Annotated in this window: 15 protein-coding genes; 9 read left to right on the plus strand and 6 right to left on the minus strand. The window is 72.3% G+C overall.

Translation table 11 applies throughout. The features are described from left to right. Positions 1 to 82: 82 nt before the first annotated feature. From J2X60_RS05245 to J2X60_RS05260, 4 genes are all read right to left on the minus strand, one after another. The gene (locus tag J2X60_RS05245; RefSeq protein WP_309886688.1) at positions 83 to 829 is read right to left on the minus strand and encodes an SDR family oxidoreductase; all 747 of its coding nucleotides are present in this window, start codon (positions 827 to 829) and stop codon (positions 83 to 85) included. Then, entirely contained in the window at positions 826 to 1692 is an 867-nt protein-coding gene (locus J2X60_RS05250; RefSeq protein WP_309886689.1) for a fumarylacetoacetate hydrolase family protein, read from the minus strand. The genes J2X60_RS05245 and J2X60_RS05250 overlap by 4 nt, the downstream gene beginning before the upstream one ends. A 41-nt stretch (positions 1693 to 1733) precedes the next feature. Further along, positions 1734 to 2573, minus strand: coding sequence for an amidohydrolase family protein (locus J2X60_RS05255; protein ID WP_309886690.1), 840 nt, complete (start codon positions 2571 to 2573; stop codon positions 1734 to 1736). Between the two features lie 74 nt (positions 2574 to 2647). Beyond that, complete coding sequence (locus J2X60_RS05260; protein WP_071295832.1) at positions 2648 to 2911, minus strand: glutaredoxin family protein; 264 nt, start codon at positions 2909 to 2911, stop codon at positions 2648 to 2650. Between the two features lie 73 nt (positions 2912 to 2984). On the opposite strand from J2X60_RS05260, the gene J2X60_RS05265 reads away from it, so the two are divergent. The 7 genes from J2X60_RS05265 to J2X60_RS05295 all read left to right on the plus strand — a co-directional run bounded on the left by J2X60_RS05265 (position 2985) and on the right by J2X60_RS05295 (position 10133). Then, the gene (locus J2X60_RS05265; protein ID WP_309777014.1) at positions 2985 to 3965 is read left to right on the plus strand and encodes a PrsW family intramembrane metalloprotease; all 981 of its coding nucleotides are present in this window, start codon (positions 2985 to 2987) and stop codon (positions 3963 to 3965) included. A 60-nt stretch (positions 3966 to 4025) separates the two neighbouring features. After that, entirely contained in the window at positions 4026 to 5714 is a 1689-nt protein-coding gene (locus tag J2X60_RS05270; protein WP_309886691.1) for an adenosylhomocysteinase, read from the plus strand. After that, positions 5711 to 7081, plus strand: a complete 1371-nt coding sequence (locus J2X60_RS05275; protein ID WP_309886692.1) for an amidohydrolase family protein — start codon at positions 5711 to 5713, stop codon at positions 7079 to 7081. Before J2X60_RS05270 ends, J2X60_RS05275 begins: the two co-directional genes overlap by 4 nt. Further along, the gene (locus J2X60_RS05280; protein WP_254791776.1) at positions 7078 to 7575 is read left to right on the plus strand and encodes a cupin domain-containing protein; all 498 of its coding nucleotides are present in this window, start codon (positions 7078 to 7080) and stop codon (positions 7573 to 7575) included. The genes J2X60_RS05275 and J2X60_RS05280 overlap by 4 nt, the downstream gene beginning before the upstream one ends. Positions 7576 to 7658: 83 nt before the next feature. Further along, positions 7659 to 8483: an ABC transporter substrate-binding protein gene (locus J2X60_RS05285; RefSeq protein ID WP_309777008.1), complete on the plus strand. Its 825-nt coding sequence runs from the start codon at positions 7659 to 7661 to the stop codon at positions 8481 to 8483. 4 nt (positions 8484 to 8487) lie between these two features. Next, the gene (locus tag J2X60_RS05290; protein ID WP_309886693.1) at positions 8488 to 9366 is read left to right on the plus strand and encodes an amino acid ABC transporter permease; all 879 of its coding nucleotides are present in this window, start codon (positions 8488 to 8490) and stop codon (positions 9364 to 9366) included. After that, positions 9363 to 10133, plus strand: coding sequence for an amino acid ABC transporter ATP-binding protein (locus J2X60_RS05295; RefSeq protein WP_309886694.1), 771 nt, complete (start codon positions 9363 to 9365; stop codon positions 10131 to 10133). The genes J2X60_RS05290 and J2X60_RS05295 overlap by 4 nt, the downstream gene beginning before the upstream one ends. A gap of 24 nt (positions 10134 to 10157) precedes the next feature. Here J2X60_RS05295 and J2X60_RS05300 read toward each other — a convergent pair whose 3' ends face one another. Continuing rightward, positions 10158 to 11123 carry an NAD(P)H-quinone oxidoreductase gene (locus J2X60_RS05300; protein ID WP_309886695.1) on the minus strand — a complete coding sequence of 322 codons (966 nt, stop codon included), beginning with the start codon at positions 11121 to 11123 and terminating at the stop codon, positions 10158 to 10160. Between the two features lie 85 nt (positions 11124 to 11208). Here J2X60_RS05300 and J2X60_RS05305 point away from each other — a divergent pair, with 85 nt between their 5' ends. Both J2X60_RS05305 and J2X60_RS05310 read left to right on the plus strand, forming a co-directional pair. After that, a complete protein-coding gene (locus J2X60_RS05305; RefSeq protein WP_309886696.1) occupies positions 11209 to 12105 on the plus strand; it encodes a polysaccharide pyruvyl transferase family protein in 897 nt (298 codons plus the stop codon). A gap of 108 nt (positions 12106 to 12213) precedes the next feature. Continuing rightward, complete coding sequence (locus tag J2X60_RS05310; RefSeq protein WP_309886697.1) at positions 12214 to 12678, plus strand: hypothetical protein; 465 nt, start codon at positions 12214 to 12216, stop codon at positions 12676 to 12678. 65 nt (positions 12679 to 12743) lie between these two features. Here J2X60_RS05310 and J2X60_RS05315 read toward each other — a convergent pair whose 3' ends face one another. Then, positions 12744 to 13622 (minus strand): aldo/keto reductase, encoded by an 879-nt coding sequence (locus tag J2X60_RS05315; RefSeq protein ID WP_309886698.1) that lies wholly within the window; start codon positions 13620 to 13622, stop codon positions 12744 to 12746. Positions 13623 to 13644: the final 22 nt, after the last annotated feature.

Genomic DNA, 13644 nt, shown 5'->3' on the forward strand with positions numbered 1-13644 from the left:
GCGACGCCACGTCACCACCTCCTGCTCGGCCACTCGCCCACGCGAGCCGACAGGACGACGATAGTCGCGCCTCCAGGGCCCATCAGGCGGGTCGGAGCCGGAGCGCCTGCATCCCGCCGTCGACGGCGAGGTCGACGCCGGTCGTCGACCGGGCGAGCGGGCTCGTGAGGTAGGCGACGGCCTCGGCCACCTCCTCGGGGGCGACCAGGCGTCCGTGCGGTTGGCGTGCCTCCAGGGCCGCGCGTTCCGCTGCCGGGTCGTCGGCACGCTCGAGCAGCCGTCCGACCCAAGGGGTGTCCGCGGTGCCGGGGTTGACGGCGTTGACGCGGATGCCCTCCCGGAGGTGGTCGGCCGCCATGGCGCGGGTGAGGGCGGCGATCGCGCCCTTCGTCGCCGAGTACAGCGCGCGCTGGGGCAGCCCCGCGGTGGCGGCGATCGAGCAGGTGTTCACGATGCTCGCGGCGTCGGAGTCGCGGAGGTGCGGCAGGCACGCGCGCGAGAGGCGGACCGCGCCGAGCACGTTCACCTCGTACACGCGGCGCCACTCGTCGTCGGGGTTGTCCTCGACCGTGCCCTGTGCGCCGATGCCGGCGTTGTTGACCAGGACGTCGAGGCCGCCGAGCTGCTCGACGGCGTCGGACACCGCTGCCCGGACGGACGTGTCGTCGCCGACGTCGCAGCGGAACGACAGGGCGTCGTCCGGGGGTTGCAGGTCGAGCACCGCGACGGTCGCACCTCGGTCACGGAGCGCGGCGACGATCGCGGCGCCGATCCCCGAGGCGCCCCCGGTGACGATGGCCCGCAGGCCCTCGTGGGTTCCGGCGGTCATGCTGCGCCGATCGTCTGGCGCTGCGAGCCGAGGCCCTCGGCGGTGAGTTCGACGACGTCGCCGGCCTGCAGGTACGGCGCACCGCTGCCGAGGGCGACCCCCGCGGGTGTGCCGGTGCTGATGACGTCGCCCGGGTAGAGGACCATGAACTGCGACAGGTACCGGACGATCTCGGCCGGCCGGAAGATCATGTCCCGAGTGCTGCCGTCCTGCCGGAGCTCGCCGTTCACCCGGAGCTGCAGCGACAGGGCGTTCGGGTCGAGACCGTCCGCCTCGAGCGCGGACGGCGTGACGAGCCACGGGCCGAGCGGGTTGAACGTCTCGCAGGACTTCCCCTTGTCCCACTGCCCGCCGCGTTCGAGCTGGAACGCGCGCTCCGAGACGTCGTTGGCGATGGCGTAGCCGGCGATGTGCGTCGCGGCCTCGTCCTCGGACGCGCAGTAGCGCGCGGTGGTGCCGATCACGATCGCGAGCTCGATCTCCCAGTCGGTCTTCGTGCTGCCGCGGGGGACGAGGACCTCGTCGTCGGGGCCGATCACCGTCATCGGGTCCTTCATGAACACGATCGGCTCGGTGGGGATGTCGGCGCCGGTCTCGGCGGCGTGGTCGCGGTAGTTCAGGCCGATGCAGACGACCTTGCCGGGGCGGGCGACGGGCGACCCACGCCGGAGTCCGTCCGCCCGGTCGACCACGGGCAGGTCGCCGGCGGCGCGGGCGTGCCGCACGAGGGCGTCGGGGCCGGGGTCGGACGCCAGGAAGCCACCGCTGATGTCACCGGTGAGGCTCCGGAGGTCGAGCACCTCGCCGTCGTCGATCGCGACCGGGATCTCGTCGCCCGCCGGGCCAAGTCGTGCGAACCGCATCGTTCCTCGCTCTCCTGCTGCGCCGGTGCAGCGGAAACATCCTATGTCTGAGTCGAGGCTCCGGCAAGGTAGATCCGCTCGGCCGTCCCGTGGAGGACAGCGTCGCGCTCGGTCGGCGACAGGTCGGCGAGGGCATCGCTCGTCGTGCGCAGCACCTCGGCGTAGTCGGCGGCCAGCGTCGACACCGGCCAATCGGAGCCGAACAGCGAGCGTTCCGGTCCGAAGTGCTCGACGACCGCGCGGGCGTACCGGGCGACGGGCTGCTCCCGCCAGTCGACGCCGGCCTCGGTGAGCAGCCCGGAGACCTTGCACGCCACGTTGGGCCTGACGGCGAAGTCCCGCATCCGGTCCGGCCACGAGGGGTCCCCGGTGTCGATCGACGGCTTGCCGGCGTGGTCGAGGACGAACGACGCCTCGGGCACGGCGTCGACGAGGGCAAGGGCAGCGTCGTGCTCCCGCTCGCGCACGAGCAGGTCGAACACGAGGCCGGCACGCGCGACGACACGGACGCCGCGGACGACCCCCGGCCGGGCGAGCCACCCGGGGTCGGGCTCGTCCTGTGCCTGGTGGCGGATGCCGACGAGCCGCTCGCCGCCCGGACCGGTCGACACCGACGCCACGCGCTCGGCCACGTCGGGCGCGGTCAGGTCCACCCAGCCGACGACGCCCGCGACCGGCGCGGGCTGCGCGAGGAGCCAGGCGGTCTCGCCTGCGTCGTGCACCGCCTGCACCGCGATCGTCTGCGTGACGGGGGTCCCGGTGGTCGCCGCACGCAGGTCGTCCACGTCGAACCGTCGCCGGATCGGGGCGACCGAGTCGTCCATCCAGGGGTAGGGACGGTCTGCCGGATCCCAGAGGTGGTGGTGAGCGTCGATGATCACGCGGCCATCATGCCCGATTCATCCGATGTCCGGGCGGGGGAAACGGCGCGAGCGCGCCCGAGCGCGCCCGGGCGTCAGACGACGCCGGCGGCCTCGAGCTCCGAGCGCAGTTCGGCGTCCGACGGCTCGACGAAGTGCTTCCCGTTCGGCAGCACGACGACGGGGATGTTCTTCCGCCCGCTGATCTCCTCGGCGCGGTCCGCCGCGGTCAGGTCCGCCTCCACGTCGACGTACTCGTAGTCCACTCCGAGGGTGTCGAGCAGCGCCTTGGAACGGCGGCAGTCGCGGCACCAGTCCGCACCGAACATCGTGACCTTGTCGAAGGATGCATCGCTCATGCCCAGAGAGTACGTCCGACGAGCCCCGCGCATTCCCGTGACCCCCGGCGCGGCCGCGGAGCACCATGGCTCCATGAGCCTGTCCACGGACGTCCGCGCCGCTCACCCGCACCACCGTCACGGCTGGTGGTGGAAGACCCTCCTCGTCGGGTTCCTGCTCTGGGTGGTCACGATCGTCGTCACGATCACGACGCTGAACACGAACCTCGTCCCGACGATCATCCTGCTCGGCAGCTTCCTCGTGCCCTTCACGGTGGTGCTGTTCGTCATCGAGCGGGTGACCGGAACGGTGAGCACGATGCAGCTCATCGTCGCGTTCTTCGTCGGCGGGATCCTCGGCGTGCTCGGGGCGTCCCTGCTCGAGGCGAACCTGCAGCAGGACGCACTCGTGTACATCGTCGTCGGGTTCGTCGAGGAGTTCGTCAAGGGCGTCCTGCTGCTGTTCGTCGGGTGGCGGGTGCGCCCGAAGACGGCTCGGCAGGGAGCGCTCCTCGGGGCGACGGTCGGTGCCGGGTTCGCCGCGTTCGAGTCGGCGGGGTACGCGTTCAACGCGGCGATCACCGCGCGGGGCATCGACCTGGTGTCCCTGCTGCAGACCGAGGTCGTCCGTGCGGTGCTGTCCCCGGTCGGGCACGTGCTCTGGACGTCGATCCTCGGAGCCGTCCTGTTCGGCGCCGCCCGTGGTCGCGACCGGTTCCGGTGGTCGTGGGCCCCGATCGTCGCCTACGTGGGGGTTTCCCTGCTGCACGGGCTGTGGGACTCCAACTCGACGATCTCCACCCTGCTGGCGTTCGTCGTGACGGGGACGCCGTTCTCGGCGGCGCGGAACGGGGTCGTCCCGGCGTCGATCGCCGGCGTCGCGACGACCCTGTACGTGATCGGGCTCGCGATCGTGTCGGCCGTGGGGGTCGCGGTCCTGGTCACGGTGCTGCGCCGGCACCGACGGCTCGACCGGAGCGCGAACGCGCTCGCCGGCTGGCCGGCACCCTGGTCGTCGTCGTCGCCGGCCGACGGGGGATGGGACGGCACGCCCCCACCACACGTCCTGCGCTGACGAGGCCCCCGGCCACCCGCCGGACACGGGCGCGCCACCCGCTCGCCCTACGATTGGGGCATGCCGCCAGGAGCCGACCCCGAGACCCGCGCCTGGGCCTCGGCGGCCGTCCGGCGCTTCGCGAGCGCGACGAACCTCCTCGTGGCCGCGCGCCGCTTCCGCATCGTCGGCGGCGACCCCCGTGACACCGCGGCGCTGCGCTCCCTGCTGACGGGGCTCGGCGCCCGCGAGGCGCTGCCCCACGAACCCGTCGACCAGCTCTGGTGCGCTGGTTCGCCGGAGGACTCCACGCCGGCCATCGAGCGCGAAGCCGACCGCCCCCGGGGTGCGACCCTCGTCGTGGTCGACGCCGGACGACACCTCCCCGCCGTCGACGAGGACGCCTTCGGCCCGGTCACGATCGCCCGTCCGGGTGTCCTCGCGGTGCCGATGACCTCGGACGACGTCTTCCTCGTCTCCACCGGCCGCGACCCCGAGGACGACCCTGCCGCCGAGGCCCGCCTGCGCTGGGCCCGCCGGTCGATGCCCGTGTCGCGAGCGGTCGCCGCCGAGCTCCGCGACGGGGAGCTCCTCCGTGGCACCCGGATCGGCGTCGCGATGTTCCTCGAGCCGAAGACCGCCGTGCTGAGCCTGCTCCTCCGCGACGCCGGCGCCGAGGTCGTCGTCTACGCCCACGCCGACGAGACCGACGACGCCGTGGCCGACGCCCTCCGTGCAGCCGGGCTGACCGTGTACGCGAGCAGTGCCGCCTCGCTCCCCGAGCAGCGGGCCCTCGCCCTCGCGATGCTCGACACCCGGCCGCACGTCCTGCTCGACGACGGCTCGCACGTGATCCGTCTCGCGCACCAGGAGCGGCCGGACCTGGTGCCCACGATGCTCGGCGCAGCGGAGGAGACGACGAGCGGCCTCCGCCCGCTCCGCACCATGGCGGCGCGCGGCGAGCTCGGCATCCCCGTGGTCGCGGTGAACGACGCCCGCACCAAGACCTTCTTCGACAACCGGTACGGCACCGGGCAGTCGACGGTGTTCGCGGTGTTCGACCTGCTCGACCGGCTCCCGTCCGGTACGCACCGCGTGGTCCCGGGAGGCGCGGCGGTCGTCGCCGGGTTCGGCCACGTCGGCGAGGGGGTCGCCCTGGTGCTCACGGCACTCGGTCTGCGGGTGACGGTCGCCGAGACGGACCCGGTCCGCGCCCTGCAGGCGCTCTTCGCCGGCTACGCCGTCGCACCCCTCGCCGAGGCGGTGCAGGACGCCGACCTCGTGATGAGCGCCACGGGGGTCGCCGACACGGTCGACCTCCGCGCGTTGCGGTCGTGCGCGGACGGCACGGTCGTCGCGGTCGCGGGCGGCGTCGACCACGAGGTGGCGCTCGACGACGCCCGAGCAGCCGGCGCCGAGCGGGTCCCGGTGGGTCCGAAGGCCGAGCGACTCGTGTTCCCCGGTACGGACGGCGGCCCGATCGTGCTCGACGGCGGCGGCTGCATCAACATCACCGCTGCCGAGGGCAACCCGATCGAGATCATGGACCTGTCCTTCGCCGCACAGCTCGGCGCCGTCCGGATGCTCCTCGAACGGGGTGACGAGCTCGACCGTGCCGTCGTGCCGATCGACCCCGCGGTGGACGAGGCGACCGCCCGCGCGGCGCTCGCCGCCTTCGGAGCGCCAGCCGCGCCTCCTGGACCGCTCGCCGAGCACCCCGCCGACCGTGAGCCCGACGTCCGGACCCGCCGTTTCGGAGACCCGTCGTGACCACCGGGCACCCCGTCACCGTCCACTCGGCGCGCATCGTCGTGCCGATGACCGCGCCGCCCATCGCCGACGGCGCCGTCGCGGTGCAGGACGGCCGCATCCTGCACGTCGGCGACCGGTCGTGGGTCGTCGACCAGCTCGCGGTCTCCGGCGTGCCCTTCACCGAACGGCCGTGGCGAGGTGCCCTCCTCCCCGGTCTCGTGAACGCGCACTCGCACCTGCAGTACACCGGCATGGCCAGTGTCGGGCAGCGGCAGTACAGCGGTTTCGAGGACTGGGCCCGCGCGTTCAACGAGGACTACGCCGAGCCGCACGACTGGCACGCCGAGGCGGCAGCGGGCGCGACGTCGTCGATCCTCGCCGGTGTGACGAGCATCGCCGACGTCGTCACGGACATCGAGGCGTCGACCGTGCTCGCCGAAGCGGGCCTCGGGGGCATCGCCTACTGGGAGGTCATGGACTGGGAGAACGCGGCCTGGCAGTCCCACGGCCGCGACCAGGTCCTCGCCGAACTCGAGCGGATCCCGACGGACCCGGGCGCCGGGCTCTCCCCGCACGCGCCGTACTCGCTCGAGGTCGCCCCGCTGCTCGAACTCCCCGACATCGTGCGCCAGCGCGGCCTCCGGCTGCACCTGCACCTCGGCGAGGCCGCGTTCGAGGGCGAGCGCGTCGCCCTCGGGCCGGTGCCCGGGCTCGAGGGCGTCGACGGCGTCGGCCACGGCAACGACTGGCACCTGGCGAACGTGCCGTCGTTCCGGGCCATGCGCGCGCTCGGCTTCGGTGCGAGCGCGACCGCGTTCGTCGACCGGCTGGGCGTGCTCGGCCCCGACTGTCACATCGCGCACGGTGTGTACATGACCGCCGCCGACCGGGCACTGCTGCGCGCGCGGGGGACCGCCGTCGCGCTCTGCCCGCGCTCGAACGCCGTCATCGGGCTCGATCCGCCACCCGTCGCCGACTACCTGCGCGAGGGCAGCCCGATCGCGATCGGCACGGACTCGCTGTCGTCGTCGCCGTCCCTCGACCTGATGGCCGACGTCACCGCGCTGCACCGGATCGCCCGGTCGCAGGGCTACGGGCACCGCGACCTGCACGAACGACTGCTCGCCGCGGCGACCCTCGGCGGCGCGCACGCCATGGGGCTCGCCGTCGGGCCAGACCGGATCGGGCACCTCGCCGTCGGGGCACGCGCCGACCTGGCCGTCTTCGACGTCGACGCCCGGACCGTGCCGGACGCCCTCGCCGAACTCGTCGAGGACGGTGCCGGCCGTGCCGTCGCGACCGTGGTCCGCGGTGTCGTCCGGGCCGTCGACGGTGCGCTGACCGGCCCGCCCGCCCCATCTGATCGTTCCTTGGAGGAATCATGACCGAGACCGCACCCCGCCCGGGCATGGCCGCCCGTCGCACCGTCGACGGAACCCTGATCGAGTGGCTCGACGTGCCGAAGCGCGCCGTCGCCTTGGGTATGGAGCCGCACCCGGAGGGCGGCTGGTACGTCCGCACCTGGACCTCGCCCGCGACCGTGTCGACGCCGGCGGGCGACCGGCCCGCCGCGACCCTGATCCACTTCCTGCTGCCCCCGGGTGAGGCCTCGGCCTGGCACCGGGTCACGAGCGACGAGATCTGGATGTGGCACGGGCCGGACAGCGTCGACCTGCAGCTCGGCGGCGACGGCGAGCAGCCCGAGCCCGGTGCGACGATCACGCTCGGCCCGGATGCCGGGCGCGACCGGGTGAACGACGCGCAGGCGTTCGTGCGCGGCGGCGTGTGGCAGCGGACCCTGCCGGGCGACGGCGAGGTGCTGCTGAGCTGCCTGGTGTCGCCCGGGTTCTCGTTCGACGACTTCACGCTCGCCGAGTAGTCGCGAGACATCCGTTTCGCGTTGGTATCCCAGCGCGAAGTACACTTCGTCCTGCCCCCACCCCCTCGCACGAAGGCCCGACCGTGACCCGATCCCTCCGTCTCACCATCGCCGTCGCGACCGCTGCGGTCGCCGCACTCGCGCTCTCGTCCTGCTCGGCGGGCGGCAGCGGCAACGCCGACGGCACCGTCACCGACGGCAAGCTCACCATCGCGACCGGGCAGCCCGCGTACTCGCCCTGGGTCGAGGACAACAAGCCGCAGTCCGGCAAGGGCTTCGAGGCCGCCGTGGCCTACGCCGTCGCGAAGGAGATGGGCTACGACAAGTCGGACGTCGTGTGGAAGCGGAGCACCTTCGACAGTGCCATCGCACCCGGCCCGAAGGACTGGGACATGAACGTCCAGCAGTTCTCGATCGACGCCAAGCGCAAGAAGGCCGTCGACATGTCGAGCGCGTACTACACGACGACCCAGGCGGTCGTGACGACGCAGTCCTCGAAGGCCGCCGACGACACCACCATCGCGGCGCTGAAGCAGGACGCGATCGGTGTCGCGACCGGGTCGACGAGCATCCAGAGCGTGAAGGACGTCCTCGGGGTCACCCCGCAGGTCTTCAACTCGAACGACGACGCCGTCCTCGCGCTCAAGTCGGGCCAGATCGACGCGATCGTGACCGACCTGCCGACCGCCTTCTACATGTCCGGCGCGCAGCTCGACGGCAAGGGCACGGTCTCGGCGCAGTTCCCGTCCGACGGCACGGGCGACCAGTTCGGCTTCGTGCTGCCGAAGGACTCCGAACTGACGAGCAAGGTCGACAAGGCGATCAAGTCGCTCAAGGCGGACGGCACGCTCCAGGACCTGCAGACCAAGTGGCTCTCCTCGGAGACCGACACCCCCGTCCTGAAGTAGCCGCATGACCGCTCCAGCAGGTGCCGGCACCCCGGTGGCCGCAGCCGCGCCGAGCCAGGTCGAGCTGGAGCGTCGGCTCTACCGTCGGCAGCGCGGACGCCGGTCGATCGTGGTGTCCGTCGCGTCGACGCTCGTCGTGATCGCCGTCGTCTACTTCGGCGTCGTGAACACCCCCGGCTGGGCCGCCGTCCAGCAGTCGTTCTTCGACCCGCAGACCGCGATCGACTCGTTCCCGTCGATCCTCGAGGGCCTCTGGCTGAACATCCGGATCCTGTTCTTCAGCGCCATCGGCGTCGCGGTGTTCGGCACCCTGCTGGCGGTCGTCCGGGGCCTGCGGAGCCCGGTGTTCTTCCCCCTGCGGCTGCTCGCCACCGGCTACACCGACCTGTTCCGCGGCCTGCCGCTCATCATCGTGCTGTACCTGGTGGGCTACGGGATCCCCGGGCTCGGGGTCTTCCCGCGCCTCCCCGCCGAGGTCTGGGGCACCATCGCGATCGTGCTCACGTACTCGTCGTACATCGCCGAGGTGCTCCGCGCCGGCATGGAGGCCGTGCACCCCTCGCAGCGCCTCGCCGCTCGGTCGCTCGGACTGTCGCACGCGAAGACCCTGCGCCTCGTCGTGCTGCCGCAGGCGATCCGCAAGGTCACGCCCGCGCTCATGAACGACTTCGTGTCGATGCAGAAGGACGTCGGTCTCGTGTCGATCCTCGGCGCGGTGGACGCGGTCCGCTCCGCGCAGATCGCCCAGGCCGAGACCTACAACTTCACGCCCTACTTCGTCGCCGGACTGCTCTTCGTCGTGATCAGCCTGCCGCTGATCCGCGTCACGGACGCGATCGCGCGTCGCCAGCAGCGGCGCGAGCAGATCGGAGGGACCGTATGACGGGCCAGGAGGCGCGGATCACCCCCGAGACGTCGGCCGCGGTCCTCGAGCTGCGCGGGTTGCGCAAGGCGTTCGGCGAGCACGAGGTCCTGCGTGGGATCGACCTGACGGTGCACCGCCACGAGGTCATCTGCGTCATCGGGGCCTCGGGCTCCGGCAAGTCGACGCTCCTCAAGACGGTGAACCTGCTCGAGGGCATCGACGACGGCGAGATCCTGCTGCAGGGCACGGACATCGCCGATCCCCGCATCGACGTCGACGCCACCCGGGCCCGGATCGGTGTCGTGTTCCAGCAGTTCAACCTGTTCCCGCACATGAGCGTGCTCGACAACGTGACGCTCGCCTCCCGGCAGGTGCACGGCGTCGGCAGGGCGCAGGCGGAGGAGACCGCGCGGCGGCTCCTCGGGCGGATCGGCCTCGCGGACTTCGCCGGGGCCTACCCGGACCGGCTCTCCGGCGGGCAGCAGCAGCGCGTGGCGATCGTGCGCGCGATCGCGTCCGACCCCGAGCTCCTGCTGCTCGACGAGGTCACGAGTGCGCTCGACCCGCAGCTCGTCGGCGAGGTGCTCGACCTGGTGACCGAGCTGAAGCGGCAGGGCTCGACGATCCTGATGACCACCCACGAGATGCACTTCGCGCGGAACGTGGCCGACCGGATCGTGTTCCTGCACCAGGGCGAGGTCGTCGAGCAGGGTGCCCCGGCCGAGGTCCTCGACGCCCCGCAGCACCCCGCGCTCGTCGAGTTCCTCGCCCGCGTCCACGCCTGACGCGCCCGCCCGGGTGCTGCGCGCCTAGGGCGTCAGCAGCACCTTCCCGACGACCTCGCCGTCCCGGACCCGCCGGTGCGCCTCTGCGGCCTCGGCGAGCGGCAGGACCGAGTCGATCACCGGGCGCACCCGACCGTCCGCCACGAACGGCCAGACGTTGTACCGGACGGCTTCGACGATCGCGGCCTTCTCGTCGAGCGGCCGGGCACGCAGGGTCGTCGCACTGATCGTCGCCCGCTTCCGCATCATCGCGCCGAGGTCGAGCTCGCCGGTGCGGCCGCTGCCCGAGGCGATCACGGCGACGTGCCCGTTCGGCGCGAGCACCTCGATGTTCCGCGCCAGGTAGTCCGGCCCGACGACGTCGAGCACCACGTCCACGCCACGGCCCCCGGTGAACTCGAGCGCCCGTGCGACGAAGTCCTCCGAGCGGTGGTCGACCACGAGGTCCGCGCCGAGCTCCCGGGAGGCCTGCACCTTCCGCTCGCCCCCGGACGTCGCGATCACCGTCGCTCCGAGCGCCTTCGCCCAGAGCACCGCGTGCGACCCCATGCCGCCGGTGCCGCCGTGCACGAGCAGGGTCTGTCCGGGTCGGAGCCCGGCGAGCATGCCGACGTTCGAGTACACCGTGCACGCGGCTTCCGGCAGCCCCGCGGCTTCGACGAGGTCGATCCCCTCCGGCACCGGCAGCACCTGGGTCTCCGGGGCGACGACGAGTGCCGCGTAGCCGCCGCCGGACAGCAGCGCGCAGACCCGGTCTCCGACGGCGAACCCCTCGACGCCGTCGCCGAGTGCGCGGACGGTGCCGGAGACCTCGAGGCCGAGGACGTCCGACGCCCCGGGAGGCGGCGGGTAGTTGCCGGCCGCCTGCTGCAGGTCGGCGTTGTTCACCCCGGCGGCCGCGACCTCGATGAGGACCTCGCCGGCTCCGGGGACCGGGTAGGGGAGGTCGTGCAGGTCGAGGGTGCCGTTCTCGGAGGTGATCGCTCGCATGCCCCCGACGCTACGCGTCGCGAACACGGCGAGGAATCTCTCGCATGTGATATTCTTATTTCACCTCGGGTGGAAGAGAGAGCACATGACGACACCGATCAACGCCTTCTGGTGGTCTCCCCGTCGGGATCTCCGCGCACTGGCGCACGAACTCCGTGACCACGCCCCCGCGTGGTCCAGGCTCGCACTCGGGCGTGGACGAGCGTTCACGAACCACGGGGACGAGCTCTCGGAGCTCGTTCTCACGGAGGCCCTCGGACGGCGCGTCCGGTGGGCGCCCCTCGGCCGTGAAGACGTCGTCGCCATCGGCAGCGCGATCGTGCCGTACCTCACGCGCGGTGGCGTCGGCCAGATCTGGGGGACCGGCCTGCACACGCCGGACGTCCCTGCGGACCGTGCGGCTGCCGTCCGCGACCGCGTCCTCGCGATCCGTGGACCGCTCGCGCGGGCGGCGCTGGGCCTGCCGGAGTCCACCCAGATCGGCGACCCGGGACTCCTCGTCCGGTCGCTCCGTCCGGGCCTGCCCAGGGAACGCCGTCGCGGCACAGTGCTCGTCTCGCACTTCACGTCCCACATGACCGCGGTCGAGCGGCGGACGATCTCCGCGATCTGCTCGACCGGGGTGCGCCTCCTCCCGCCGACCCTGACGCCCGCCGACATGCTGGCCGAGCTCGGTGCGGCGGAGCACGTGATGAGCGCTGGCATGCACGGCGTGATCCTCGCGCACTCGCTGCGGACGCCCGCGACCCTCGTCTCGCTGAAGTCTCCCGCCGCCACCGAAGCGGCCTTCAAGTACCACGACTACCACCAGTCCGTCGGCCTCGACGTCCACCCGACCCCGTGGACGAGCGTCCTGGACGCCGACGGGCGTCACGCTGCGAGGGAACGTGGCGAACGAGACCTCGCGATCGCCGACGCCCGGATCGACGAACTCGTCGAGGGGCTCTTCCGTTCGGCCGCGCCGCTCCGCAGCGGGCGCTGAGCGACTGCGACGGCAACGCGGTCCACCTGTGGATCTCCCATGTAGCCTCGACGCGGATCCGCACCCCGTCCCGGGGTCGCGGGCACGACTCCGGGGGGACCCACCACCATGCGCACCAAGCTCGTCTCGCTCACCACGGCCGCCATCGCCGTCGCACTCCTCGCCGGCTGCTCCGCCGGCGGCTCCGGCTCGGACGCCACGACGGCCGCCAAGTCGACGCCGACCCCGACACAGACCAAGGCCGAGGCCTGCAAGCTCTTCACGAACGAGGTCACCGACGCCACGAAGGGCATGCAGTCGCAGCTCACCGAGCTGCAGAGCGACCCGCAGGCCGCGATGGCGAAGCTCGACGAGTTCGACGCCACGCTCAAGGACAGCGCCGACAAGGTGACCAACACCGAGGTGAAGCCGAAGACCGATGCGTTCGCGGGCGCCTTCTCCGACTTCGTGGGCATGACGAAGGACCTCGCGGCGTCGAAGGACCCGTCCGCGCTGTCCAGCTCCGGCTTCACCGAGGGACTGCAGAAGCTGGAGACGACGGGCAAGGACTTCCAGGAGGTCTGCCAGTCCTGACGCGCGCCGACGCGTGATCGCGACCCGCGCCTCCAGGGCAGTCCAGGAGGCGCGGGTCGCGTCGTCTACGCCGCCGCCGGCTGCGAGGCGTCCAGTCGGGCCACGTCCTCGGGACGGAGCTTGACGGTCGCGGCCGTCACCGAGTCGAGGATCGACTGCGGGCGCGATGCCCCGGGGATGGGGACGACGACGTCGCTCTTCTGCAGCTCCCACGCCAGCGCGACGACCTGCGGGCTGACGCCGCGGTCGCGGGCGATGTACGCGAAGTCCTCGTACGCGGTGCCGAGCTCCGCGGCGTTCGCGATGCCGCCGAGGGGGCTCCACGGCAGGAACGCGATCCCGAGCTCGTCGCACAGTGCGAGTTCCGGTTCGCTCGAGCGGAACTTCGGCGAGAACTGGTTCTGCACCGAGGCCAGTCGGCCGTCGAGGACCTCGTTCGCCGTCCGGATCTGGTCGGGGTCGGCGTTCGAGATGCCGGCCATCCGGATGACGCCCTCGTCGAGGAGCTCGGCGAGCGCACCGATCGAGTCCGCGTAGGGCACGGCCGGGTCCGGACGGTGGAACTGGTAGAGCCCGACGGCGTCCACGCCGAGGCGCTTCGCGGACGCCTTCGCCGCTTCCTTGAGGTACTCCGGACGGCCGTTCTGCGCCCACGCGCCGGGCTCCGGCCGGAGGTGCCCGCCCTTCGTGGCGATCAGGACGTCCGAGGTGTCGCCGTGGAACTCCCGCACGGCCTTCGCGATGAGCGACTCGTTGTGCCCCAACTCGTCGTGGGCGGCCAGGTGGTACGCGTCGGCGGTGTCGATGAGCGTGACGCCGGCCTCGAGCGCGGCGTGGATCGTCGCGATGGACTGCCGCTCGTCCGGACGCCCCTCGATGGACATGGGCATCCCGCCGAGTCCGATGGCACTGACCGACACGTCTCCGATGACTCGTTGCTTCATGCCCCCAGCATGCGCCGGGAGG

The sequence above is a fragment of the Curtobacterium sp. 320 genome (assembly GCF_031455235.1).
Classification (GTDB): Bacteria; Actinomycetota; Actinomycetes; order Actinomycetales; family Microbacteriaceae; genus Curtobacterium.